Genomic DNA, 25,677 nt, shown 5'->3' with positions numbered 1-25,677 from the left:
TATGGACACGTCTTCACAAAGCGCAATAGTCACCGCCGAAACGTCGCAGGCACCCGCCGCCCCTGCTGCCCACGGTCATGGCCGCGACAGCTTCTGGCTGCTGACGATGGGCGCGCTCGGCGTGGTGTTCGGCGACATCGGCACCTCGCCGCTCTATGCCATGCGCGAGGCCCTGCGCCACACGCGCGGCGATGTTGGCAATCATCTGGCCATTTTCGGGGTGATCTCGCTGATCTTCTGGGCCTTGCTGCTATTGGTGACCATCAAATACGTCATCTTCCTGATGCGCGCCGACAATAAGGGCGAAGGCGGCACCCTGGCCCTGATGGCGCTGGCGCAAAATGCGCTGGGCCGTTACTCGCCCATGATCTTTTTCCTCGGCATCTGCGGCGCGGCGCTCTTCTACGGCGACAGCCTGATCACCCCGGCCTTGTCGGTCATGTCGGCCATCGAAGGCTTCAAGGACGCGCCCAATGTCGGCCACAGCCTCGATCATCTGGTCGTGCCGGTTTCCATCGTCATTCTGGTCGTTTTGTTCCTTGTCCAGTCCAAGGGCACCGAAAAAGTGTCGCGCTTCTTCGGGCCCATCACCCTGATCTGGTTCCTCGTCATCGGCGGCATCGGCATACGCTATATCGTCGAACGCCCCGACGTGCTGCTGGCGCTCAATCCCGTCTATGGCGTCAGTTTCCTGATTTCCAACGGTTTTACCGGCTTCATTATCCTGGGCTCGGTGTTTCTGGTGGTGACCGGAGCCGAGGCGCTTTATGCCGATATGGGCCATTTCGGCCGCAACCCGATCGGCGCGGCCTGGCTGGCCGTTGTCTTTCCGGCCCTGATGCTCAACTATCTCGGTCAGGGCGCCCTGTGCCTGATCGACCCCAGCGCGATGGGCAATCCGTTCTGGCGCATGATCCCCGATCTGATGTACTGGCCGATGCTGGTTCTGGCCGCTATGGCGACCGTGATCGCCTCGCAGGCGGTGATTTCAGGTGCCTATTCGATGACCCAGCAGGCCGTGCAGCTCGGCCTTCTGCCGCGCATCGACATCCGGCGCACCTCGGAAACCCAGGCCGGCCAGATCTTTGTGCCGCAGGTCAATACCTTGCTGATGATCGGCGTGCTGATGCTGATTGTCGCCTTCCGCAGCTCCGACGCCCTGACCTCGGCCTATGGCATCGCGGTCACCGGCACCATGTTTATTTCCACCGTCATGGCCTGGGTGGTGATCCGCAAGACATGGGGCTGGTCGCGTACACGCACCCTGATCCTGCTGGTGCCGCTGGGTGCCATCGAGGCCATCTTCATGGCCTCCAACCTGACCAAGTTCTTCACCGGTGCCTGGCTGCCTCTGGCCTTTGGCGGGGCGATGATCCTGATCATGACCACCTGGACGACCGGCACACGCCTGCTGAGCGAAAAAGCGCGCCGCGATGCCATATCGCTGACCGATCTGATCGAGATGTTGAAAAAGCGCCCGCCGCACCGCGCCGCCGGCACCGCTATCTTCCTGACCTCCGATTCTGACGCCGCTCCGGTCGCCCTGATGCACAATCTCAAGCACAACAAGGTGCTGCACGAGAAGAACATCATATTAAGCGTGGTAACGACCCATGCGCCGCGCGTCAGCGAAGACGAACGCATCGCCATCGAGGTGCTGAATGACGACTTCAAAAAAGTAACCGTGCGCTACGGCTTCATGGAAAGCCCCAACCTGCCGCGCGCCCTTGGCCTGTGCCGCAAACAGGGGCTGAAGTTCGACATCATGGCCACCAGCTTCTTCCTCGGCAAACGCAATGTCGTGCCATCGAACAATTCCGGCCTGCCCTTGTGGCAGGACAGGCTGTTCATCTTCCTGATGAAGAACGCCACCAACCCGACCGACTTCTTCCATATCCCGCCGGGGCGCGTGGTCGAGCTGGGCACGCAGATGACCATTTGAGGCCGTGGCCCTGATATATAAAAAAGCTAAGGCTGCCAGTGAGTTACTGGTAGCCTTAGCTTTTTTTTGGGTTTACAAAAATGCACGGCGCCTGGTCACTGACAGGCGAGGCATTCCTCGTAATCCGTCTTCGGCATGTCCATCTTTTCGACCGCTTCCTTGGTTTCGGAACCGGCATGGGCAGCGCGCTGCACCGACTTAGAGCGCATATAATAGAGCGATTTCAGCCCCTGCTCCCACGCCGTCCAGTGCAGCATGTGCAGGTCCCACTTATTGACATCGCCGGGCAGAAAGATGTTGAGCGACTGCGACTGGCAGATTTCCGGCGTGCGGTCGGCGGCCAGTTCGACCACCCAGCGCTGGTCGATTTCAAACGCCGTCTTGAACACGTCCTTTTCATGCTCGGACAGAAAGTCGAGATGCTGGATCGAGCCTTCGTTTTCGACGATGGAATCCCAGATTTCCGATGTGTTCTGGCCTTTTTCTTCCAGAAGCGCCACCAGATAGGGGTTCTTGACCGCAAACGACCCGGACAGGGTCTTGTGGGTGTAGATATTGGCCGGGATCGGCTCGATACCCGCCGAGGTGCCGCCGCAGATGATCGAGATCGAGGCGGTGGGGGCCACGGCCAGCTTGTGCGAGAAGCGTTCCATCACGCCGCGCTCGGCGGCATCTTCGCAGGGCCCGCGTTCCTCGGCCAGCTTGACCGAAGCCTTGTCGGCCTCGCGGCGCAGATGCTTGAACAGGCGCATATTCCACGACTTGGCCATCGCCGATTCAAACGCCACGCCCTGACTTTGCAGGAAGGAGTGGAAGCCCATCAGGCCTAAGCCTACCGAGCGTTCGCGTTTGGCCGAATAGACGGCGGCGTCCATCGAACCGGGAGCCTGCTGGATGAAGTCTTCCAGCACATTATCGAGGAAGCGCATCACGTCCTCGATAAAGCCCGGCTGGTCGCGCCATTCGAGGAAGGTTTCGGCATTGACCGACGACAGGCAGCACACGGCGGTGCGGTCGCGGCCAAGGTGATCGGGGCCGGTATGCAGCATGATTTCCGAGCACAGGTTCGACTGGCGCACCTTCAGGCCCAGTTCGCGCTGATGCAAAGGCATGGAGCGATTGACCGTATCGGAGAAGATCAGATAGGGCTCGCCGGTTTGCAGGCGGATTTCGAGGATCTTCTGCCACAGCGAACGCGCATCGACATAGCGCAGGACTTCGTTGTTCTTGGGCGAACGCAGGCCGAACGGCGTGCCATCGCGCACGGCCTCCATGAATTCGTCGGTGACGCCGATACCGTGGTGCAGATTGAGCGATTTACGGTTGAAGTCGCCCGAAGATTTGCGGATTTCGAGGAATTCCTCGATTTCCGGGTGGAAGATGTCGATATAGACGGCGGCCGAACCACGGCGCAAGGAGCCTTGCGAAATGGCAAGCGTCAGCGAATCCATCACGCGGATGAAGGGGATGATGCCGGAGGTCTGGCCCGCCCCCTTGACCTTTTCGCCGATGGAGCGCACGCCGCCCCAATAGGTGCCGATGCCGCCGCCATTGCTGGCCAGGGCCACGTTTTCATTCCAGGTCGAGACAATGCCTTCGAGATTATCGGGCACGGCATTGAGGAAGCACGAGATCGGCAGGCCGCGCGCCGCGCCGCCATTTGACAGCACCGGCGTGGACGGCATGAACCACAGCTTCGAGATATAGTCATAGATGCGCTGGGCGTGGTCGGCATCGTCGGCAAAGGTATTGGCGACGCGGGCAAACATGTCCTGATAGGTTTCGCCGGGCATCAGATAGCGGTCGTCGAGCGTGGTCTTGCCGAAGTCGGTCAGCAGGGCGTCGCGTGACGGATCGGTAACAATCTGGCGGCTCAGCACCAGTTCGGGGCGCGCCTTGGGCCGCACAGCCATCTTCGCCTTAGCCGTATTCGCCTTAAAGGAGACGGAAGTTTCGCGTTTGGCCGCTTCACTCGAAGACATAGAAAATCACCCTGATACCTGAAATGCGCGCCCGTGGCGCCCGCTCCGTACAAATCGCGTTAACACTATATCTGGTGTGTAACCCGCCCCGTCCGTCGATATATGGGGACATAAGCACCGAATTTCGTCAATGGGCTGAAGGCCCTTGTGGTGAAGATTTTTCGTAAACGACAGGTTAATTTTTGGCTTTTGCCAAGCCTCTCAAGGGCTTGCGCGCCTTTAACACTTTTTCGCCTTAATCACGATTTCTGTGAAAGAATCGTGTCGGGCGTTTCGCTTAAATAGCGGTCAAGTTTATTGTGGCGGTCAACGAGCACGACACTGGGGATAATCGGCTTATCCGTCAGCTCAAAGCCCATGATGATGATCTGCTCCGATTCCGCGATCAGATGGGCGGCGGCGCCGTTCATGGCGATCTTGCCCGAACCGCGTTCGCCGGTAATGACATAGGTTTCTAACCGCGCGCCCGACGTGTTGGACACCACCAGCACGCGCTCGCCCTCCCACAGGTCTACCGCCTCCATCAGGTCTTCGTCGATGGTGATCGAACCGATATAGGCCAGATTGGCTTCGGTGACATAGGCGTTGTGAATTTTGGAGCGGAGAAGATTACGCATGGGAGCCTGAAGAATAGTGAACCACGGAAAACACGGAAAGCACGGATCAAAGCGCGATGCGCTCGACCTGAGCTTTGGGGTGCGCACCGAAATTGACGAGAAGGGCGAGCTTGTATCCTGTCGCACGAAGATAGTTGACCGTTTGTGCGCGATGTGCATCATCAATAGCGCGCACCGCCTTAAGCTCAACGATGATCTTGTCATAGCAGACAAAATCGGGTTGGAAGCAAGGAGGCAAAAACTCACCCTTGTACATAAGGGTCAAACTTGGCTGGGAAATGGCAGGGATGTTCCGTAATACGAACTCGCGCTGCAAGCAGTTCTGATACACCGACTCCAGAAAGCCAATACCCATTTCCCTGGACACTTCGAAGACAGCGCCACGGATCGCAAACGTCTCCGCCTCATAAAGCAGATGGCCTTTATCCATACGTCCGTGCTTTCCGTGTTTTCCGTGGTTCCATAACCTTAAATCACGGCCTTGCCAATCATTCGCTCCACAGGTCCGTCACATCGCCCTTGCGGTTGAGCATGTGAACGGCGCGTTTGATGACGCTCAGCATATGTTCGACGCGCGCATCATGATCATAGGTGATGGCCGAGCGGTGCATACCATCAAGCGCGAAGCGGGCCAGGTCGCGGCTGACCTGAAAGCGCGGGTCATTACCGGCCATGATGAAACCCGGCGTAGCGCGGCCCATCGCGCCCTTGTCGAAGGCTTCCTGCGCCGGGGCGATGGCCCTGGCCACTTCGGCATCCTGACGACCAGCGCGTTCCAGCGCCAGAAAGGCGGCGAACGGCACGGAGCTTAAGAGCTGCCAGTAGGCGTCAATCGCGCCGTCGAGCGCGTCCTGACCCGGCTTCAGCTTGCCCGCCTCGATCTCGAAGGCGGCTTCGCGCGCCGCCTGAATATGCCAGGCCGCCGCCTCGATCAGGGCTTCGCGCGTCGGAAAGTGATAGAGCATGGCCCCGCGCGTCAGGCCGCAGGCCTCGGCGATGGCGGCATTGCCCGCCCGGTCATAGCCCAGTTCGGCGAACAGGCGCATGGCGGTTTCTAAAATCTGCACGCGGGTGCGGCGCGATTTGGGCGTGTCCTTGGCCCCGCCATCGCGCGACGAGGGCTCGCGGCTCTTGCCAGCCTTACTGCGCACCTGCAACATCTTCGGTGGCGCAGACGGAGCGCTTTTGCTGTCTTCGTTCATTCCGCTTCTTTCCGGGCGCGGCGCACATTACCGAACATGCGTTACGCCAAATCGTCTTTCGCTTTTAAAAATAAGACATTTTTCGCTTTACGCAAGTCGCAAGCGCATCCGCGAAACCGCTATTTACAGGGTTTTTATATCTTGTGCGATGCACAAAGCGACACATGTGTCAAAAAAATGCCGGTGCGGCTTAAGCTTGCCAAGCCGCGCCGAGTTCGGCATGGAGAAGAGGGCAACTATGAAGGACAACCATTTTGCGCATCTTGCTGGCAACCGACGCATGGGAACCTCAGGTCAATGGCGTGGTGACGACCCTGCGCAAGACGATCGAGGAATGCGAAAAGCTCGGCCACGAATTCAAGATCGTCGATTATAACCAGTTCAAGACCGTTTCATGGCCCGACTATCCTGAGGTCAAGCTGGCGCTCGGCTGCTACGAGGAGGTGCGCGAAATCATCCTCGATTACGCGCCCGATGCCATCCATATCGCCACCGAAGGCTTTGTCGGCATGGCGGCGCGGCGCGTCTGCCTGGAATGGAAACTGCCCTTCACCACCAGCTATCACACCAAGTTCCCTGAATATGTCTCGGCGCGCCTGCCCATTCCGGTCAGCGTCGGCTATGCCTTCATGCGCTGGTTCCACAAGCCTTCGGGACGGGTGATGGTGGCCACGCCCACCCTGCAAAAGGATCTGGAGGCGCGCGGTTTCAAGAATATTTCGCCGTGGACGCGCGGCGTCGATACCGAAACCTTCCGCCCCGGCCTGGAACCGATCTTCGGCGATCTGCCGCGTCCGATCATGACCTATATCGGCCGTGTGGCGGTGGAGAAAAATATCGAAGCCTTCCTCAGGCTCGAAGGCCTGCCCGGCACCAAGGTCATTGTCGGCAAGGGGCCGCAGCTTGAAGAGCTGAAGCTTAAATATCCCGATGTGGTTTTCACCGGCCCGCGTTTCGGCGATGAACTGGCGCGCTCCTATGCCGATTCGGATGTGTTCGTCTTCCCGTCCCTGACCGATACCTTCGGGCTGGTGATCACCGAGGCGATGGCGGCCGGCACGCCGGTGGCCGCCTTCCCGGCGCACGGCCCGATCGACCTGATCCCCGGCTCCGGTGCGGGCGCGATCAACGAAGACCTCGCCGTGGCCATTAGCGAGGCCCTGACAATCGACCGCAAGGCGGTGCGCGCCTATGCCGAAAAATTCACCTGGCCGGAATGCGCGGCGGAATTCATTCGCAATCTCGAACCCTATCCCGAACCGGCGCGGGCGAAATTCTGGAACCGCCTGCGCCAGATCCACCGCCGCAAGCGCCGTGAACCGGCCTGATGGGCGGGCGGATCAGGGCCGCGCCTCAACAGATCCATCGACCGATGCCTGAGGTGCGCCGCTGTCCGCCTGATCGGCCTGTTCCTTTTCAATGTCCGCCAGTTGCGCCTGCGCCGCCTTCAGCGCCTTGTCGTCATGCCGGGCCTGCGCCTTGTCGATAGCCAGCAAGGCTTCCAGGCGGCGCTGCGGCAGAAAGTGCGAATCGTCGTCGGGTTGCAACGGCCCCCAGACCAGCCCGTTCAAAACGGCGCGCTGACGCTCACCGTCTGCGCCCGTCGCCGTGCCATAGGAGAGAAAGAAGGAGCGCAGTTTTTCGCGCGTCGCCGGATCGAGATCGGTGCGGTATTCCAGCACGTCCATGAGGAGCGGCGGCGACACCCACAGGGTTTTGATGCGCTCCAGCTCGACATGGCCCTGCGGCGTGGCGCTGAGCGCGGTCAGGGCGGTGGCGTGGCTGATGGCAGCGTCGAGCCTGCCTGACGCCACGGCCTCTATATTGGCTTGCGGGCTATCGGGCCGCACGGTTTTGAAACAGGTTTCCGGCGTAAAATGATGCGGCAGGAACAGATAGACACGCGCCGCCATATCCGCCCCCGACATTCCCGCCGAAGCGCCATAATCGACGCCAAATTTCAGCCTCTTATCGCACTTCAGCAGATCATTGATGGTTTTGAGTTTTGAATCCCTGCCCACGATAATCAGGCTGTAATCGCTGTCCGTACCATCGGGATAGGTGGTGTGGGCAAACACTTCACCGTGTGCGTGGCGCATGGCCGCCAGCCCCGCTGCATTGGAAAACCAGCCCGCCTGCACCCTGTTGTCACGCAAGGCCGCCACCAGGGCGGCATCGGAAGCGGCATAGACCGGTCTGATCTTCAGCCCGGTCTGGCGCGCCATATCATCGAACAGAGGCTGCCAGCGGGCCTGCGCTGGCGCATCGGCGCGCACGGCAAAGCCAATCTCTGTACGCGGGCGGGTGTCGCCGGTCGGCGCACGACCGCAGCCGGTCACCACCAGCGCCACGAGGGCCAGCAGCGCCAGCCCGATCTTCGCTTTCGCCTTCGTCCTGTCAGCCGCCCCGTCAGGCTTGCGCACTTTCCGCCTCCAGAGACAAGAACCCGACTCGTATTGAACCACATGTATTCATAAGAACGAATCCACGGTTCTGGCAACCGTCTTTCAAGCCCCGGCCCCGCGATTTTACGGCGCGGCCACAGCCAGCCGAAAGGCACGCGCCACAAGGCGTTGTTAGAGCGGTTTGCATTCTGATTGAATCGGTCAAAGGCAGGCAACCCGCTCTACATTTTACGTTTTTCCGCATCTCGCATTCAATTTGTAAGTCAAATGAAACGCTCGTTGCTCTAGCGAAAAAAGGCTTTACATGCAGTGAAAAATCCCTATACCAGCCTGTTCCGGCGGACCCTTAAGGTTCCAACCCCCACTGCTAACGCCGGCCTGGGTATTTTTGGCCGCATATGCTTCACATTTTCCGAAGCACAGGCGACCTTTAAACAAGCAAGGGATGTCTGGTGGATCACTACCAATCAGCCCTGGACCTGGTCCGCAAGCAGCCTCCGGAACGCCCCGTCGCCCTCGTGCGACGTGCGCCGGTCACAGTTGCCGCGCAATGGTTTCAGGCCAATTTCAAGGGCAATGTCTTCTACGCCGTCAAGGCCAACCCCTCCGCATGGGTGCTGGAAACCCTGTGGGCGGCGGGTGTGCGTTCGTTCGACGTCGCTTCCCTCAATGAGGTGGAGCTGGTGCGTTCGGTTCTGCCGGAAGCGCGTCTGGCCTTCATGCACCCGGTCAAGAGCCGCAGCGCCATTGCGCGCGCCTATTCTGACTATGGTGTGCGCACCTTCTCGCTCGACACCCACGAAGAATTGCACAAAATTCTCGACTCCACCGGCGGCGCGCGCGATCTGAACCTGATCGTGCGTCTGGCCACGTCGGGCGAAGGCGCCAATCTGCCGCTGACCAACAAGTTCGGCGCCCAGGCCCACGAAGCCCCGTCGCTGTTGCTGGCGGCGCGTCAGGCCACGCAGGATCTGATGGGCGTGTCGTTCCATGTCGGCTCGCAATGTATGCGCCCCACATCTTACGCCGCGGCCATGCTGTCGGCCTCGCGCGCTCTGGTACGCGCCGGTGTCTTCGCCGATGTGGTCGATGTCGGCGGCGGCTTCCCGTCGGTCTATCCGGGCATGATCCCGCCGGCCCTTTCCGAATATATGGATGTCATCGACCGCGCCTTCAATGAAATGAAGGTGCATGAGGAGACGCAGCTCTGGGCCGAACCGGGCCGTGCTCTGGTGGCGGAATCGACCTCGGTTCTGACCCGCGTTGAGCTGCGCAAGGGCGATGCCCTCTATCTCAATGACGGCTCCTACGGCAATCTGTTCGACGCCACCCACGCCAAATGGCCGTTCCCGGTGCGTTTGCACAGACAGGATGACGAGATCGAGTCGGAAACCCTGAAACCGTTCCGCTTCTATGGCCCGACCTGTGATTCCATCGATTCCATGCCGGGGCCCTTCTGGCTGCCCGCCGATGTCAATGAAGGCGACTATATCGAAATCGGTATGCTCGGCGCTTATGGCGTCACCATGGGCACGCGCTTCAATGGCTATGGCGAAACCGACACCGTCTTCCTCGATGACGCGCCGATGGCCTCGCTGTTTGGCTTAGGCCCGCGCTCGATCAATAATCCGCGCTCGGCCTTTGACATCGACGACAATAAGGTGGTGCGGCTCAACCGTCCCAAGGGCGGCAAGCGCGGCAAGAAGCGGATCGTCAGGGCCAGGTAACAGGTAACAGGCACCCTAAAGCTTGAATTGCCAAAGGCGGCCCTATCGCGTATAGGGCCGCGCATAAGACTGACACAGTTGTCGGCTATACCCGCCCCATCGCACCGTCTGGGGGGACGAACCTCATGCCATATGAGGTGTCAAACAAGGGTCAATGACGGGCGTCCACCTTCACTCCTGTCTCAAAGGAAAACGAGATGAACGCTGATACCCCCAATAATCGCAAAGCTGAACTGCTGCAAAACACCGTCGAGCACGTTGACATCACCGCCTATGATGCGCGTCCGGTCATCGACGCCATGCGCAAGATGAGCTTTTCCAGCCGCGACACGGCGCGCGCCGCCGATATTTTCAATATGGCGCTGGAAGACAAGGCCTGTTCGCCCTGGCTGATTCTGGCTGGCTCCACCTCGGCGGGCGGCTGTATGCACGTTTACCGCGACATGGTGAAGTTTGGCATGGTCGATGCTGTTGTGGCCACCGGCGCGTCGATCGTCGATATGGACTTCTTCGAAGCGCTCGGCTTCAAGCACTATCAGGCCGCGGGCCCGGTCGATGACAATGTGCTGCGCGAAAACTATATCGACCGCATCTACGACACCTATATCGACGAAGAAGAACTGCAAACCTGCGACCACACCATTCTTGAGATCGCCAACCGTCTGGAGCCGCGCGGCTATTCCTCGCGCGAATTCATCTGGGAAATGGGCAAGTGGCTCTCCGAAGGCAATGCCAAGAAGCCCGGCTCGCTGATCCAGACCGCCTATGAAGAGGGCGTGCCGATCTTCTGCCCGGCCTTTGTCGATTCCTCGGCCGGTTTCGGTCTGGTCAAGCACCAGAAGGAACGCGCCGCCGCCAAGCAACCCTATATGATGATCGACGCCGTGGCCGATTTCCGCGAACTGACCGACATCAAGATCGCAGCGGGCACCACCGGCCTGTTCATGGTCGGCGGTGGCGTGCCGAAGAACTTCGCGCAGGATACGGTTGTCTGCGCTGAAATCCTCGGCGTCGAAGCCGACATGCACAAATACGCTGTGCAGATCACGGTGGCCGATGTGCGGGACGGCGCCTGTTCGTCATCCACCCTTCAGGAAGCCGCTTCGTGGGGCAAGGTCAACACCACCTATGAGCAGATGGTGTTTGCCGAAGCCACCACCGTTGTGCCTTTGATCGGTTCGGACGCCTATCATCGCGGCGCATGGAAATCGCGCACCAAGCCGCGTTGGGCCAAACTGTTTCAATAAGGGACTCATGTTCACTTCCATGTGAATTTAGGCAAATTTCTCACAAAAAAGGAGATATTTGTTGCACTGCGGTCTTCCATTTTCCGCATAAAGTATTAGGTAGGGGTCACAACGGTTTCACCGGCTGATTTTGCTGCTGAAACCCGACTTAGCCGCCGGGATCATCCCCCCCCTCGAAACCGGCGGTATGCGACGGAGACCATTGCCCCCCAATGGTCTCCGTTTTGCGTTTTTGGAGACAATTGCGCCCCATCAGGGTCTCGCTAAGGTTTTGCGTTTTAAGCAAAACAGCGGAGACCATTGCACCCCATCAGGGTCTTTTTCAGAGTGTCTGCGCCGAATTTTCCATCAGCCTTAATGCGTGTTAACCATTTAAATACCTGATTCCGTATAGGATCAGCTATGGCCACACCTATCCCGCCCTCCCTGTCGCAGATGCTGAATCCGCAAGCCCCCGCCCCTCGTCCTGCGGCGCGTCCGGCGAACAGTGGCGCGGGCTTTACCAGCGCCCTGTCGGCCCAGAAAGCCTTCTTCCAGCAGGTGACGGCACCCGCTGCGCCAGCCATTACGCCGCCCACCTTCAGGGCTGCCGACATCGCCAGAGCCACATCACCCGCCGCGCCGCCTTCTCCTGCGCAAAACCCGGCGGACACAGCGCTCAGACGCCCTGGCTCCTATCTGAACATTGTCGTCTGAACCGAAGGGGGACGAGCCCGCCTAAAGTCGCGGTGCAGAATATATAGCTTTGGTGCGGCGGCGCGGACGGTTACAAACCCGCGTCCTTCCTGTGCTCCTGAGATGTTATGCCCCGCCCCGCCATCGCCCTGCCCCTGCCTCTATCCCTGCCGCCTGTCCGGGCCCGTCTGCGCGCCGTCATGGCCGGAGCGGCCACTGTCAGCCGCCTCGAACGCCTGCGCGCGGCGCTGGGCGGCGGTTTCGGCATCGCCATCACCGCCCTGATCTGCCTGACCGCCGCGAAAAACCTGCATCTGACACCCTGGCTGGTGGCGCCGCTGGGGGCCAGCGCCGTTCTGGTCTTCGCCGCGCCCTCATCGCCTCTGGCCCAGCCCTGGTCGGTGATCGGCGGCAATACGGTATCGGCCATTATGGGGCTTGTGGCCTGTAATCTGATTCCTGATCCGGTCATCGCCGCCAGCGTTGCGGTGGGGCTGGCCATCGCCGCCATGTTCGGCCTGCGCTGCCTGCATCCGCCGGGAGGCGCTATGGCCTTGCTGGTGGTCTTGAGCGGCGTCCACGCTCCGGTTTTCGCCCTGTTTCCCGCCCTGACCAATTCGCTGCTGCTGGTCGGCACGGCCATGCTTTACAATGGCCTGACGCGCAAACCCTATCCGCACAGGCCGGCCGCACAGGCTGCGCCGGCGTCGGGCCTGCTGCGCATCAGCCCCGAAGACATGGCCGCCGCCCTGGCCGAGCATGACGAGGTGCTCGACATCGCCAGCGACGATCTGGCCCGCCTGCTCGAACGCAGCGAACTGCACGCCTGGCAGAGGCTGGCCGGACATAAGACCTGCGCCAGCATCATGACCGCCCCCGTCCATACGGTGCGTCCCGGCACCCCGCTGAAAGAGGCGCACGTCCTGATGCAACGCCACGACATCAAGGCCCTGCCCGTCATCGACAGACAAGGCCGGGTTCTGGGCCTGCTGGTGCGCGCAGATATGACCGGACTTTCCCGTCTGGCCGGTCTGGCCAGAAACGCCATGCGCCGCGATTATGTCAGCGTGCGCGCCACGGACGGGCTGGACAGGCTGATGCCCCTGTTCAGCCGCGGCGACCGGCGGCACGTGCTGGTTACGGATGCCGATGGGCGGCTCGAAGGCGTGATCAGCGCATCCGATACGATGCGCGCCCTGTATCACTCGGCTTAGAGCGTGCGCGCCATGAACAGGGTTCCGGCAATCGGCGTGTCGTAATAGGCGGGCGCGGGCGCAAATCCGGCCTCCTGGTAAAGCGCGATGGCCGCCGTCATCTGCGGCAGGGTGTCGAGCTTCATCTCGCCGTAGCCGAGCCGTCGCGCCTCCGACAGAACCGCGTCGATCAGGGCGCGCCCCACGCCAAGTCCCCGGCCTTGTGGCGTGACATAGAGCCGTTTCATCTCGCAGACGCCGGAGGCCAGCGGTCGCATCGCCACGCAGCCGATCATCCGCGCATCATGGCTTGCCAGCAGAAGCGCACCCTGCGGCGGTGCATATTTACCCGGCAGGCCCGCCAGTTCAGCGTCGAAATCCTGATAATCGAGCCCAATGCCCAGTGAGGCGGCATAGGTGAGGAACAGCCCCCTCGCCGCCTCTATATCCCGCGGCGTGGTGGCGGCTCTGATGTGCGGGGCGTGTCCGGTCATCTTGTAAAGATGCGGTATCCTCGCCGCGCGCGCAAGGCCGGTTCAGGCCTTGGGCGGACTGGTTTCGATCTGACCGGTTTCGTCCACGGCTTCCACCTCTGCCGTCTCGGCCCGTTTTTCGTCGCGCGCCTTTTTCAGGAACGACTGGGCCAGACTGTGATAAAGCGGACGCGGGCACACGAGGCGCGACACCGAATAGGCCAGGAGCGAGGTGGCGATCAAAGGCAGCACCATGTCGTGGTCGTCGGTCATTTCCATGACGATGACAAAGGCGGTCAGCGGCGATTGCACAACGCCGGAGAAATAGCCGACCATGCCAAGCAGGGCCATTGTGGCCAGCGGCACCATCGGCACAAAAAAGTGCAGGTCGGCCCCGACACCCGCGCCCGCCGACAAAGACGGCGCGAACAGGCCGCCCGGAATGCCGGAAATCGCCATCAACAGGGCGCTGACCACGCGCAGCAGTCCATAGCCGTACCAGACGTGCTGAGTACCGGCCAGCAGGTCGCGGGCATCACTGTAACCGGTGCCGAAGGCCGCTCCACCCGTAGCCACACCCAGAATGGCCAGCAAAAGCCCGCACATGGCGGCAAAGACGACCGGACGGCGCGCCGTGAAGCCGCCAAACAGCGAACCCATGCGTTTCAGGCCGAAAATGACGCCGCGCGAAAAACCGCCGCCCAGCAGGCCGCCGCCGATGCCGCACACGAAAACAGCCACCACATCAGGCCAGCCGATGATCCCGGTAGTGTGGCGACCAAAATAGGTATAATCGCCCAACAACCCCATCGAAGCGATACCGGCCAGCATGACGGTCAGGATCACCGTGCCCGATGTGCGCTGCTCGAACGACTTGCCCAGTTCCTCAATGGCGAACACGATCCCGGCCAGCGGCGTGTTGAAGGCCGCCGCCACGCCCGCCGCACCACCGGCGAGCAGAAGCGCCGATTCGTTGCTGACAATGCCGCCGATCCGCCCGGTCATGCGCATCAGGGCCGCCCCCACCTGCACGGTCGGGCCTTCGCGGCCGATCGGCGCGCCGCAGACCAGACCCAGCATCAGCATGGCCACCTTGCCGATAATGATGCGGATCGACACCAGATTTTGCGACCCTTCCGGATCATGGCGCACCAGTTCGCTGGCGGCGATGACCTGCGGAATGCCGGAGCCCTGCGCGCCGCCGAACCAGCGCTTGGTGACATAGGATGAGACGGCAAAGCCTAAGGGGGTAATGATCAGCGGCAGCCAGAAAAAGGCGTGGCGCATCCCGAAAAACAGAGCCTGCGCCTTATCGGCCACCATCGTCATGGAAACCGCCACCAGCCCGACCAGCAGGCCGCCGCTCCAGAACAGCAGTTGCGACCGCCAGTGACGCAGGCTCATCCAGCGGCTGATGACGGGGCGGAGGCGGCGCAGATCCTTAGGCATGGGCGGGTGAGAATTCTTTCATACGGACAAAGCCTCCGTGCGGCCTGCCACAGGGATTATGGCGGCTTGCAGGGGAGGCGCTGGGAAATTATCCCCTGCTATCGGTCTTTTGGTTCGCCCGATCAACCCTTACCCGGTCACATCGGGTTGCAAAAAACAACAATCAGGCCACGCCCAGCACATTGACGCCGCCGTCATCGCCCTGACCCGGCGCGGCAACCAGCGTTTCCGGCTCTGCATCCTGCGCCTTGGTCTGGGCCACCTCCACTGGCAGCGGCGCTCTGATCGCGCCCTGACCCGGCAGGTGAATCTTGAAACTGGCGCCGGTATTGGGCTCGGATTCGAGCGTGATCCAGCCTTCGTGCAACTCCACCAGCGCCTTGACCAGCGCCAGGCCCAGACCCGGCCCGCCGCGCTCACGGCCAATATAGCGGTCGAAAATATGCGCCTGCACATGGAACGGAATGCCGCGCCCTGTATAGGCCACTTCCAGTTCGAGCGTCTCGCCATTGCGCCGCGCCTTCAGCGCCACCGCACCACCCGGCGCGGCATTGCGGATGGCATTGCCAAGCAGATGCTCAAGGCACTGGCCCAGCCTTTTGGCATCGACATCAATCTCGCCGGTTTCGGTGACGCCCTGATAATCGAAGGCCACGCCGCGCGCCTTGAAGCTGTCGGCCAGACGCGTGCCGACCTCAGCCACAATATCGAGCAGGCGCACCGGCGCGCGGCTGATCGACATTTCCCCGGCATCGATCTGGGCCATATCGAGCACATCATCGATCGAGCGCGCCAGTTCCTGCGCCGCCGACTGGATCGAGTCGAGATAGGCCTTGTGCTTCGGATTCTCGAAGCTCTGGGTCTGCAACAGATCGGCATAGCCGACAATGGTGGTCAGCGGCGTGCGCAGTTCGTAGGAGACATTGGCGACGAAATCGCGCTTCAGCCGCACCGATTCATTCAGCGCCTCGTCGCGGTCTTCGATGGCTTTTTCAAGCTGGCGCGTGGCCGTGATGTCGGAAAAGGCCAGAAGCGTCGCCCCATCCGGCAGGGGCTGGGTGCGCCAGCGCGCCAGACGGCCATCCGACACCTTGACCTCGCCCTTTTGCGGGGCGCGCGACAGAGGATCGGTGTCGGTGACGCGCGCCTTCAGCTCGCTCCAGAAACCGCGATCATGCACCAGCGGCAGGCACAGCTCGGCAACCTGCGCGAAATCCATCACGGCGGTCATGTCGTCGCTGCGGATATTCCAGAAGGCGTCAAACGCCTGATTACGCAGGCGCAGGCGGCCATCCGAACCATAGACCGACACAGCGTCATTAAGCTGGTCGAGCGTCGATTTCTGCACCTGAATCAGGGCGTTGAACTGCGATTTCAGCTTCAGCTCGCCGGTCTTGTCGGAAAACAGGATCAACAAACCGCCCAAGGGGTGGGGCTGGTGGACGACGCGCAAGGAGCGGCCATCGGGCAGGCTCCACATCTCGTCATCGCCCGTATGGGTCAGGCCAAAGGCTTCGCTCTCTCTGGCCTTGAAACCGGCATAGTCGGAGGTTTCGGGCAGGCGGCGCTTCTGGCGCAGGCGGTCGAGCCATTCGGCGTGGGTCGGGCGCTCGGCCAGCCAGGCGGCGTCGAGTTCCCAGAGCTGCTCGAAGGCGCGGTTATGGAAGGTCAGTTGCCGTTCGGGGCCGAAAATGGCCACAGCGTCTTCGAGCGCATCCAGCGTTTCGTCATGCGCCTTGGCGTGGCGCTTGAGCGCCTCGCGGCTGTCCTCGGCCTCGGTCACATCGATCACATAGGCGCAGATATAGGCGTCACTCAGCGGCTCGGCGATGATCTGGAAGGCGCGGCGCTGCCCGCCCAAAGTCAGCCAGCGGAAGCCTTCGCGGCGGCCGCGCGTTTCCAGCGCCTCCATGACCAGCGCATCGGCATTGCTGTCGAGCGACAGATTGCCCTTGATGGCGGCATCGAGCGACGGTGCTTCGGCGGCTTTCAGCCAGGCGGCATTGGCCCAGATCAGGCGGCCATCGCGGGCGCAGATCCAGCACGGCGCGGGCATGTGCTCGGCCATCTGGGCGAACGGCCCCGACGATAGAGAGGCGCGCGCCCCGGCAATAGCCAGCCGGATCCACGCCGTTGCGCCCGATGAACGGCCTTCGACGATCAGGGTCATGCCAGCGGGCGCGGCAAGGCTTGCCTCTTCGCGGCCAGCCTCATCTTCGGCGAACACCTCGAACCGGCAGGTGCGACCTTCCGCAATCAGCGCCTTCAGGCCATTGGCAGCTTCGGATGAACTGTCACCCAGAGCGGCCATGACGGCGGGCGCCAGATCGGCAGCATGGTTTTTCAGGTTTGCTAACTTGATCCCCAGGGCGGCGGCGCAGGCGTGCAGCGTGTCTTCGCCCCAGACCAGCCGCACCGTATCGGCTTCGACGGCCAGAAAGGCTTCGTCAAACGCCTGAGTGGCCGAATCGAGTTCGCGCAGCAGGGCCTGTTTATGCCCCAGATCATCGCGCAGCACGGTTTGCGACCGGCTGAGGCGTGAGCGCGTGCGCAGAGCCAGCCAGGTCGTCGAAAGCGCCAGGGCCATAGCCCCGGCAGCGGCAGAATAGGCTAGGGTAGCAAGGGCCATCCGGCGTCCGCCTGAATACAATACGAATCACTGATCCCAGCACTATAGAGGAAGTTGATTCGCGTGTAAAAAAACGGAGATTCTTCAGCTCAATCGCCGCATGGCTCCTCGCATCAGCTCGGGCGGCCCGTCGGCCTTGCCAAAAGGCCGCCTGTCATCGCTTAAGCTACAAGCATCGAGCGTCAGGCCTTTTGGACATGAACTCAATCTCCGCATGGCTCCTCGCATCAGCTCGGGCGGCCCGTCGGCCTTGCCTCAGACCTTACAGGTCTTCGGAAAAAACCTACCCCATCAGGCCGCGGCTGCGCGCGAAATTAGCGAAGAGCTGCGGCCAGATATGCCACGGCTGATCGGGCGCGTCCTTCATGCCGAAGCCATGACCGCCCCTGGCGAACAGATGGGTTTCGACCGGGATTTTGGCGGCGGCCAGCGCATTGCGCAGGGCCACCGAATTCTCGACCGGCACCGTGGTGTCGTCCTCGTTCTGGCACAGGAAGCACGGCGCGGTATCGGGCCCGACATTCTGATCCGGCGACCAGGTTTTGATGATCTGCGGCGTCACCTGCCCGCCAAACAGGCTGGTGATCACGCCCGGATAGGCATAGGCCGGATCGACACTCTGCACCGGATAAATGGGAGCGGCGATAAACGGTCTGGCCGGTTGCGTATCGGCGGCGTCCACCGGCGTGTAAAAGGAAGCGTCAAAGCGCGTGGCCAGGGTGGACACCAGAAACCCGCCCGCCGAAAAGCCGATGACGCCGAGACGATGGGCATCAATGGCGTAATCGGCGGCATGGGCGCGGATCAGGCGCATGGCGCGCTGCGCGTCGGCCACACCCACCTCGGCGGGTTTGTCCCAGCCGTCATTGGCCAGACGGTAGAACAGCACGAAACAGGTGATACCCTGCTGGTTGAGATAATCGGCGAGCTGATAGCCCTCATGGTCAAAATAATTCCAGCTAAACCCGCCGCCCGGAATGATCAGCATGGCCCCGCCATTGGGGTTCTTCGCCGGGAAAACCGCCACACGCGGACGGCTGATGCCCTGAACGCGGCGAATGCGCACCTTGGGATCGGTCGAGGTTTCCTCAACATGCTCCTGCATATCGGGATGCAACTGGCCGCTCACCCCCTTCGGCCACAGATCAAGCGTGGCGGCAGGCTCCGGCCAGGCCAGACCGGCGTGCAGCGGATCGCTGACATCGGGCGCCGCCGTCTGGGCCATAGCCGCCGAAGCCGCAAGGGCCGGAGCCGCCAGACTGCCGAGAATGAGGGTGCGGCGCAGAGTGTCCATGATCGTTTCCATCCAGATTTGTCTTACTTTTGTCTAGAGCGGTCTGCATTCTGATTGAATCGGTCAAAGGCATGCAACCCGCTCTACATTTTGCGCTTTTCCGCATCTCGCATTCAATTTGTAAGTCAAATTAAACGCTCGTTGCTCTAGCATAATCGCAGGATGATCCCCTTGTCACCCCGATTATGCGGGTTTAAGGTGACGTTCGGATCAAAACGTGAACGCAAAATGAGCCTGCCCGCCTTTCCCATCGCCCACGACGCCCACGAAGCGCTGGCCCTGCTGCGTCAGGGCTCGGAGAGCCGCGCCATGCGTGAGCGTGAGGCCGAACATCTGAATGGCGGTCGCGTGGTCTTCGTCACCCAGTCGCTGGGGCCGGTATATCAAAGCCTCGATGACGCGCTCGACGCCTATGCCGGGCTGGTGGAAGATGAGCGCGCAGGCAAGGCCTTTACGCCCCTGCCCGAAGACCGCATCTGCCGTCTTTTGAGCCGCATACCCGATGCGCAGCGCGGACGTTTAAGGCCCGTGGAACCGGTCTTTACCGCTGGCGAACGCTGGCCGCAGCGCGAAAAACCCGTGGCCCCCGTCTGGCAGCTATCGCTTGGCTACTGGAAAATCATGGCCGCTGAACCGGCGCGCCCCAAGGGTGAAGGTCAGGTCAGCAAGGATCAGGCGCGTCACTTACGCAAAAAGCCCGCCGCAAAAGACCTGACGCCGGAAGAACTGCTGGCCCTGTCGCAAAATCCGCTGATGGCGGCACGTCCGCAAAAGTCGCTTGATTTCGGCCTGTTCGATTTCATTCCGCCCGATAATCCGAGCATTGTCATCGCGGATGAATAAGGTTTAGCCACGAAGCCAAGATTGAATGAGCACAATATTTGCGGCTTGCTCAATAAAGAGTTTGAACCACGGAAAACACGGATCATGGCCTTCGGCCATGACACGGATAAGAGAGAGGAGGCATCCCTCCTTCTCCGTTTACACTCTGCCATCCGTGACGCCGCTTTAGCGGCGATCCGTGTTTTCCGTGGTTAAAACTCTTGCTTAAAATACCTTACCTACTTAGGCGCGCGTTTGGCCAGTATCCGCTGCAATGTCCGCCTGTGCATCCCCAGGCGGCGGGCGGTTTCCGACACATTCTGCCCGCACAGGGCATAGACGCGCTGGATATGTTCCCAACGCACGCGGTCGGCTGACATCGGGTTTTCAGGCGGCGGCGGGGCCTTGTCCTCCACGGCCAGCAGGGCGCGCACCACATCGTCGGCGTCGGCGGGCTTGGACAGGTAATCGACCGCGCCCGATTTGACCGCCGCCACCGCCGTGGCGATATTGCCATAGCCGGTCAGCATGACGGCATGGGCGTCGGGGCGTTTTTGGTGCAGGGCCTCGACCGCCTGCAAGCCATTACCGTCTTCCAGCCGCATATCCATCACGGCAAAGGCGGGCGGCATCTGTTCAATGATCGCCATCGCCGCGCGCACCCCTTCGGCTGTGATCACCTTGAAGCCGCGCGCCTCCAGCGCCCGCGCCAGCCGGTTGCGAAACGGCGCGTCATCGTCCATCAGCAGCAGGGATGTATCGGCCAGACCGTCTATCTTCGCCGCTAGGGCGGCGCGTGACGCTTCGGGTGTGTCGGCGTGGGGGTCGTCCATGACGCTTTGCCTTATAAAATAAGTGAGTCCGCAGGCAGAATATCGATTTGCTCGCGCCGCCACAAGGCCCGCACATGGGCCCCGCCCGCCTCACGATTGCCGAAACTGACCGTGGCGTCGGTATATTCGATCAGGGTCTTGGCGATAAAGAAGCCCAGCCCCATGCCGGAATGGCTGGCCTCGTCACGGTTTTCGGCGATTTCGGCCTGATAGCGCGACGAGACGTAAGGATCGCCCAGCCGCGACAATATGTCCGGCGCGAATCCCGGCCCGTCATCCTCGATGGTCACGCTGACAAAGCCGCGCGTCACTTCGGCGCGGACATAGACCGTGGTGCGGGCGAAATCGACGGCGTTTTCGATAAAGGCCGAAAAGGCGTGCAGCCATTCCGGGCGGCGGCGGATGGTCATGCCGAGGCCGGGATCAACGCCTGCGGGCGCGCCCTCGACGCTGACCGAAATGACGATCTGCTTGTGCGCGGCACGGTAAGGTGCTGCCGCTTCTTCGAGAAAGCTGCGCAAGGCCATGCGCTCATAGACCATATCGCTGCGCTCGGGGCTGGCCGACAGGGATTTGAGAATATCGCGGCAGCGCTGGCTTTGCGACACCAGCAGTTCGGCGTCCTCAAACAGCGCATCGCCCGGCTTCAGACCATTGAGCATTTCCCTGGCCACCACCTGAATGGTGCCCAGCGGCGTGCCCAGTTCATGGGCGGCGGCGGCGGCCAGACCGCCCAGCGCGCTTAAGCGGTGTTCCTTGGCCAGCACAGCCTGGGTGGCGGTCAGCGCCCGCGCCATGCGCGCCTGCTCCAGCGCCGTCTGCCAGGCATAGCCGGCGGTAAACACGATCCCGACGATGATGGCGGCCAGAAAGCCCGACCGGTACATGTGCGGCAGGGTAAAGGTTTCGCCCGCAAACCACGGCAGGTCGAGCGACCAGAAGGCCAGTCCGCAGGCGGCGATAATCGACACCACCACCACGGCCAGCCCGTGCCGCGTCGGCAGATTGGCCGCCGCCACGGTGGGCGGGGCGATCAGCATCAGGCAAAACGGATTGTCGAGCCCGCCGGTGACGCCCAGCAAAAGCGCCAGTTGGCAGGCGTCGAAACTGAGTTGCAGCGCCGCTTCCCAGCCGCGCACCCGCGTCACCGAACGGCGACCGAGGCTTAAGGTAATATTGAGCCAGACGCTGGCCATGATAATGCCAAGCGACAGGCCGAGCCGGATATGAAAGCCCAGTCCATAGGCCACCAGCAGCACCATGACCGTCTGACCGAACACGGCCAGCCAGCGCAGCATGACCAGCGTGCGCAGGCGTAAATGCTCCTGACCGCGCCCGCCCGACAAGGCCGGGCCCGGCTCGCCGTCATGGAGGACATCCGAAATGCGTTCGAGGGTTCTGGCGACAAACATGCTTGAGGCGGGCCGTTTCAGGGTCTAAGAGCGGGTGGGGCTGAGATAGGACACTGACAAGAAAAGGACGGATATGACCAAATTCCGACTGGCGATCATCGCCTGCGCCTTCACCCTGCTGATCGTTCTGGCCGGTGTCAATATCTGGCATGGTCTGCACCCGGCGCCGCGCGCTACGGTTTCGCAGACCGACCCCTCCATCCGTATCGGCGGCCCGTTCAGCCTGACCGATCAGGACGGCAAGCCGGTGACGCAAGAAATATTGAAGGGCAAGTGGTCGGCGGTGTTTTTCGGCTACACCTTCTGCCCCGATGTCTGCCCCCTGACCCTGCAAAACCTGGCCCATACCCAGGCCCTGCTCGGTGACAAGGCCAGGAATTTGCAAATCATCTTCATCACCGTCGATCCGGCGCGCGACACACCGGCCAACCTCAAGGCCTATCTCGATTCCAACGGCTTTCCGAAAAACGTCATCGGCCTGACCGGATCGCAGGACGCCATTGATAAGGTCGAGAAAGAATATCGCGCCACCGCCACCAAAACCGGCAGCGGCGACAGCTATGGCTACAGCCACACGGCGGTGGTTTATCTGATGAACCCGCAGGGTCAGTTCGACGTGCCGCTCACCGCCAGCATGACGCCGCAGCAGAACGCCCAGCAAATCGAACAGGCGATGCAGGGCGGATAAACCCGCATCATCTCTTTAAGGAAATACAATGAGCCTGTCGCTGATCACCGGCCAGAAGCTGATCGCCGCCACCCATAATCCCGGCAAGGCGCGCGAAATCTCCACCCTGCTGGATGGCCGCTTCGAGGTGGTGACGGCGGCTTCGCTGAACCTGCCCGAACCGCCCGAAACCGAGGTCAGCTTCATCGGCAATGCGATTCTGAAGGCGCGCCACGCCGCCATGAAGGCAGACCTGACGGCGCTGGCCGACGATTCGGGCCTGAGCATTGACGCGCTTGATGGCGATCCCGGTATCTATTCGGCGCGCTGGGCCGGGCCGTACAAGGATTTCGACCGCGCTATGGAGGTGATCGAGCATAAGTTGCGCATCGCCCGCGAGGAAAAGGGCGAGGCTTTTACGCTCAAAGCCCATTTCACCTGCGCGCTGGCCGTGGCCTGGCCGGAGGGTCATGCCTGCGTTTTTGAAGGCAAGGTGCAGGGCGAGATCGTCTTCCCGAAACGCGGCGATCAGGGTTTCGGCTATGATCCGATCTTCCGCCCCGATGGCCACGCCATCACCTTCGCCGAAATGGATCCGGCGGCCAAAGACGCGATAAGCCACCGCCATCTCGCCTTTGAGCAATTGCGCAAGGCGTTGTTTTGACCTCCTCCCCATTTCATGGGGAGGGGGACCACGAAGTGGTGGTGGGGTCTCTTCCTCTCGCCCTCTATGTCCACTGGCCCTATTGTGCGCGCATCTGCCCCTATTGCGATTTCAATGTGACCCGACATCGCGGACAGGCCAGCCAGCGCGGCCTGTTCGACGCCCTACTGGCCGACCTGCGCCGTCAGGCGCAGGGTCTGGGCGAACGGCAACTGGCCAGTCTCTTCTTCGGCGGCGGCACGCCCTCGCTCTTGCCGCCCGAATGGGTAGCCGAACTGATCGCGGCGGCGCACACACTATTCCCAACTGCCGGAAATATAGAAATAACGCTCGAAGCCAACCCGACCGATGCGGAAATCGCGCGCTATCAAGGCTTTCGCTCTGCCGGCGTCAACCGCCTGTCGCTGGGCGTGCAGTCGCTCGACGATCAGGCCCTGACCTTTCTGGGCCGCGACCATTCGGCGCGCGAAGCCATGCACGGCATCGAGACGGCGCAATCTGTGTTTGGCCGCGTCTCGCTCGATCTGATCTACGCCCTGCCCGATCAGGATGTGGACGCCTGGGAGGCCGAACTGCGTCAGGCGGCGGCCTTGGGCGTCGAACACATTTCGCCCTATCAACTGACCATCGAACAGGCCACGGCCTTCGGGCGGGCGGTCAGGCGCGGCCAGTGGTCACCGCCCGGCCAAGACCTCGCCGAAGCCTTCTATTTTTGCACGCAGGACGTGCTGGGCCAGCTCGGTTTCGAGGCCTATGAGGTGTCCAACCATGCGCGCGGGCCCGTTGCCCGCTCGGCGCATAATGTGCTGATCTGGGAGGGTGTCGATTATATGGGCATTGGGCCCGGCAGTCATGGCCGACTGACGCGCAACGGCGTTCGCCACGCCACTATCGCCGAGCCCGACCTGAAAACCTATGCCGCATCCGCCGATCCGATTGCCGTCACCGCCCTGTCGCTGGTCGAGGCCGAAGAAGAGGCCCTGATGCTGGGCCTGCGCCTGATCGAAGGGGTCAGACTGGAACGTCTGCCCTCGCTCGATCTCGCCAAGGCCGACACCCTGATCGCTGAGGGCTTCCTTGCGTGCACCAAGGATCGCCTGCGCGCCACCGATAAGGGCCGCGTCGTCCTGGACAGATTACTATTGGAGCTTCTAAGCTAAACCATGGAATCCCTGTTCGCCCCGCCGCCCAAACCCGTCAGCCCCGGCCTCTATATCGTCGCCACGCCAATTGGCAATTTGCGCGACATCACCCTGCGCGCGCTTGATATTCTGCGCGCCGCCGATGTGGTGCTGGCCGAAGATACGCGCGTCGCCGGCAAGCTGATGGCCGCCTATGATCTGAAAAAGAAGCTGCTGCGTTATGATGATCATGCCGGGCCGAAACTCTTGCCGGAGATTATCGAGCGCCTGCAAGCGGGACAGATTATCGCCCAGATTTCCGATGCGGGCACGCCGCTGATCTCCGATCCCGGCTTCAGGCTGGTGGCCGAGGCACATCAGGCGGGCGCGAAGGTTCATCCCATTCCCGGCGCCTCATCGGTGCTGGCCGCACTGTGCCTGTCGGGCCTGCCGACCGACCGTTTTCTGTTCGCGGGCTTTCTGCCCAACAAATCAGGCGCGCGCAAAACCTTTCTGGCTGAGTTTGCCGCGCAACGCGCCACCCTCGTCTTTTTCGAGACCGGCCCGCGTCTGCACGATTCCCTGATCGACCTGAAAACTGTGCTGGGCGACCGCGAAGCCTGTATCTGCCGTGAACTGACGAAATTGTTTGAGACCGGCCATCGCGGCCCTTTAAGCGCGCTGATTGACGACCCCGTTTTGCAGGAGCCGAAGGGTGAAATCGTCATCGTCATCGCCCCGCCCGAAGACGATGCTCCGTCTACGGACAATCTCGACGAAGCCCTGCAACTGGCCCTGCAAACCTATGCCCCGGCCGACGCCGCCAAGCAACTGGCGCAAGCCTTTGGCCTGCCGCGCAAGCTGATCTACCAGAAGGCGCTGGAAATGCAGGCGCGCAAACGCCGGGATGAATAGGATGAAACCGGATCGGCAGGCGCGCGGTCGCAAGGCGCACAAAAGCGGCCATCTGGCCGAATATGTGGCGCTGATCCATCTGCTGCTGAAAGGTTACCGCATCTTAGGATTCCGCCTCAAAACCCCGCAGGGCGAGATCGACCTGCTGGCGCAAAAGGGCCGTCGCCTCTGCGTGGTCGAGGTCAAGCAGCGCCGCAGCCACGAAGAGGCGCTGGAAACCGTCTCCTTCATCCAGCAGGAACGGCTATGGCAGGCCGGTCTGACGCTTCAGGCCAAGCGCCCGCGCCTGCAACATCTCGATCTCAATATCGACCTCTATACCCTGGCTCCCGGTCACTGGCCGCGCCACCTGCGCAATGCCTTTGAAAAACCGGACGGCTATTTTTAGCGGCCTGTTATTTTTGATCA

General features: G+C 61.6%; 23 protein-coding genes. 12 read left to right on the top strand and 11 right to left on the bottom strand.

The genetic code is table 11. The annotated features are described in order from the left end of the window. Position 1 precedes the first annotated feature (1 nt). Entirely contained in the window at positions 2-1,942 is a 1,941-nt protein-coding gene (locus QB905_RS11765) for a potassium transporter Kup (RefSeq protein WP_461781786.1), read from the top strand. Positions 1,943-2,037: 95 nt separating this feature from the next. Here QB905_RS11765 and QB905_RS11760 read toward each other — a convergent pair whose 3' ends face one another. The 4 genes from QB905_RS11760 to QB905_RS11745 form a co-directional block, all read right to left on the bottom strand. Then, on the bottom strand, positions 2,038-3,924 hold the full coding sequence (locus tag QB905_RS11760) for a ribonucleoside-diphosphate reductase subunit alpha (protein WP_282975213.1): 1,887 nt from the start codon (positions 3,922-3,924) through the stop codon (positions 2,038-2,040). A 239-nt stretch (positions 3,925-4,163) separates the two neighbouring features. Next, complete coding sequence (gene panD / locus QB905_RS11755; RefSeq protein ID WP_282975212.1) at positions 4,164-4,541, bottom strand: aspartate 1-decarboxylase; 378 nt, start codon at positions 4,539-4,541, stop codon at positions 4,164-4,166. Between the two features lie 46 nt (positions 4,542-4,587). Then, positions 4,588-4,971, bottom strand: a complete 384-nt coding sequence (locus QB905_RS11750) for a GxxExxY protein (protein ID WP_282975211.1) — start codon at positions 4,969-4,971, stop codon at positions 4,588-4,590. Between the two features lie 58 nt (positions 4,972-5,029). Continuing rightward, the gene (locus QB905_RS11745) at positions 5,030-5,701 is read right to left on the bottom strand and encodes a TetR/AcrR family transcriptional regulator (protein ID WP_282975629.1); all 672 of its coding nucleotides are present in this window, start codon (positions 5,699-5,701) and stop codon (positions 5,030-5,032) included. A gap of 296 nt (positions 5,702-5,997) precedes the next feature. Between QB905_RS11745 and QB905_RS11740 the strand changes: the two genes are divergently transcribed. Beyond that, entirely contained in the window at positions 5,998-7,071 is a 1,074-nt protein-coding gene (locus QB905_RS11740) for a glycosyltransferase family 4 protein (RefSeq protein WP_282975210.1), read from the top strand. 12 nt (positions 7,072-7,083) lie between these two features. Here QB905_RS11740 and QB905_RS11735 read toward each other — a convergent pair whose 3' ends face one another. Then, positions 7,084-8,166, bottom strand: coding sequence for a PhnD/SsuA/transferrin family substrate-binding protein (locus QB905_RS11735; RefSeq protein ID WP_282975209.1), 1,083 nt, complete (start codon positions 8,164-8,166; stop codon positions 7,084-7,086). A gap of 434 nt (positions 8,167-8,600) precedes the next feature. Here QB905_RS11735 and QB905_RS11730 point away from each other — a divergent pair, with 434 nt between their 5' ends. The 4 genes from QB905_RS11730 to QB905_RS11715 all read left to right on the top strand — a co-directional run bounded on the left by QB905_RS11730 (position 8,601) and on the right by QB905_RS11715 (position 13,011). Then, complete coding sequence (locus QB905_RS11730; RefSeq protein WP_282975208.1) at positions 8,601-9,875, top strand: type III PLP-dependent enzyme; 1,275 nt, start codon at positions 8,601-8,603, stop codon at positions 9,873-9,875. A gap of 197 nt (positions 9,876-10,072) precedes the next feature. Further along, positions 10,073-11,122: a 1,9-bis(guanidino)-5-aza-nonane synthase gene (locus tag QB905_RS11725; protein ID WP_282975207.1), complete on the top strand. Its 1,050-nt coding sequence runs from the start codon at positions 10,073-10,075 to the stop codon at positions 11,120-11,122. Between the two features lie 402 nt (positions 11,123-11,524). Next, the gene (locus QB905_RS11720) at positions 11,525-11,818 is read left to right on the top strand and encodes a hypothetical protein (protein ID WP_282975206.1); all 294 of its coding nucleotides are present in this window, start codon (positions 11,525-11,527) and stop codon (positions 11,816-11,818) included. A gap of 107 nt (positions 11,819-11,925) precedes the next feature. Next, a complete protein-coding gene (locus QB905_RS11715; RefSeq protein WP_282975205.1) occupies positions 11,926-13,011 on the top strand; it encodes an HPP family protein in 1,086 nt (361 codons plus the stop codon). On the opposite strand, the gene QB905_RS11710 is transcribed toward QB905_RS11715, so the two are convergent. The 4 genes from QB905_RS11710 to QB905_RS11695 all read right to left on the bottom strand — a co-directional run bounded on the left by QB905_RS11710 (position 13,008) and on the right by QB905_RS11695 (position 18,835). Further along, on the bottom strand, positions 13,008-13,484 hold the full coding sequence (locus QB905_RS11710; protein WP_282975204.1) for a GNAT family N-acetyltransferase: 477 nt from the start codon (positions 13,482-13,484) through the stop codon (positions 13,008-13,010). The two genes, QB905_RS11715 and QB905_RS11710, sit on opposite strands and share 4 nt — an antisense overlap. Before the next feature lie 42 nt (positions 13,485-13,526). Next, positions 13,527-14,912 carry a chloride channel protein gene (locus QB905_RS11705; protein WP_282975203.1) on the bottom strand — a complete coding sequence of 462 codons (1,386 nt, stop codon included), beginning with the start codon at positions 14,910-14,912 and terminating at the stop codon, positions 13,527-13,529. 163 nt (positions 14,913-15,075) lie between these two features. Continuing rightward, on the bottom strand, positions 15,076-17,541 hold the full coding sequence (locus QB905_RS11700) for a PAS domain-containing sensor histidine kinase (protein WP_282975202.1): 2,466 nt from the start codon (positions 17,539-17,541) through the stop codon (positions 15,076-15,078). 283 nt (positions 17,542-17,824) lie between these two features. Beyond that, a complete protein-coding gene (locus tag QB905_RS11695) occupies positions 17,825-18,835 on the bottom strand; it encodes an alpha/beta hydrolase (protein ID WP_282975201.1) in 1,011 nt (336 codons plus the stop codon). Positions 18,836-19,063: 228 nt separating this feature from the next. Here QB905_RS11695 and QB905_RS11690 point away from each other — a divergent pair, with 228 nt between their 5' ends. After that, on the top strand, positions 19,064-19,678 hold the full coding sequence (locus QB905_RS11690) for a hypothetical protein (RefSeq protein ID WP_282975200.1): 615 nt from the start codon (positions 19,064-19,066) through the stop codon (positions 19,676-19,678). 218 nt (positions 19,679-19,896) lie between these two features. Here the strand turns inward: QB905_RS11690 and QB905_RS11685 are convergent, their stop codons facing one another. Together QB905_RS11685 and QB905_RS11680 are read right to left on the bottom strand one after the other, a co-directional pair. Further along, positions 19,897-20,490 carry an ActR/PrrA/RegA family redox response regulator transcription factor gene (locus QB905_RS11685; protein WP_282975199.1) on the bottom strand — a complete coding sequence of 198 codons (594 nt, stop codon included), beginning with the start codon at positions 20,488-20,490 and terminating at the stop codon, positions 19,897-19,899. An 11-nt stretch (positions 20,491-20,501) separates the two neighbouring features. Continuing rightward, complete coding sequence (locus QB905_RS11680; RefSeq protein WP_282975198.1) at positions 20,502-21,902, bottom strand: ActS/PrrB/RegB family redox-sensitive histidine kinase; 1,401 nt, start codon at positions 21,900-21,902, stop codon at positions 20,502-20,504. Between the two features lie 73 nt (positions 21,903-21,975). On the opposite strand from QB905_RS11680, the gene QB905_RS11675 reads away from it, so the two are divergent. From QB905_RS11675 to QB905_RS11655, 5 genes are read left to right on the top strand one after another with little or no spacing between them, the layout of a single operon-like run. Next, the gene (locus QB905_RS11675; RefSeq protein ID WP_282975197.1) at positions 21,976-22,590 is read left to right on the top strand and encodes an SCO family protein; all 615 of its coding nucleotides are present in this window, start codon (positions 21,976-21,978) and stop codon (positions 22,588-22,590) included. 28 nt (positions 22,591-22,618) lie between these two features. After that, positions 22,619-23,233, top strand: coding sequence for an RdgB/HAM1 family non-canonical purine NTP pyrophosphatase (gene rdgB / locus QB905_RS11670; protein ID WP_282975196.1), 615 nt, complete (start codon positions 22,619-22,621; stop codon positions 23,231-23,233). Positions 23,234-23,274: 41 nt separating this feature from the next. Continuing rightward, on the top strand, positions 23,275-24,393 hold the full coding sequence (gene hemW / locus QB905_RS11665) for a radical SAM family heme chaperone HemW (protein WP_282975195.1): 1,119 nt from the start codon (positions 23,275-23,277) through the stop codon (positions 24,391-24,393). Positions 24,394-24,396: 3 nt separating this feature from the next. Beyond that, positions 24,397-25,269, top strand: a complete 873-nt coding sequence (gene rsmI / locus QB905_RS11660; protein WP_282975194.1) for a 16S rRNA (cytidine(1402)-2'-O)-methyltransferase — start codon at positions 24,397-24,399, stop codon at positions 25,267-25,269. Position 25,270: 1 nt separating this feature from the next. Continuing rightward, complete coding sequence (locus tag QB905_RS11655; RefSeq protein WP_282975193.1) at positions 25,271-25,657, top strand: YraN family protein; 387 nt, start codon at positions 25,271-25,273, stop codon at positions 25,655-25,657. Positions 25,658-25,677 lie beyond the last annotated feature (20 nt).

Source organism: Asticcacaulis sp. EMRT-3 (assembly GCF_030027245.1).
Taxonomy (GTDB): domain Bacteria; phylum Pseudomonadota; class Alphaproteobacteria; order Caulobacterales; family Caulobacteraceae; genus Asticcacaulis.
The sequence above is the reverse complement of the archived record's forward strand: the minus strand, read 5'-3'. Positions and strand labels throughout refer to the sequence as shown.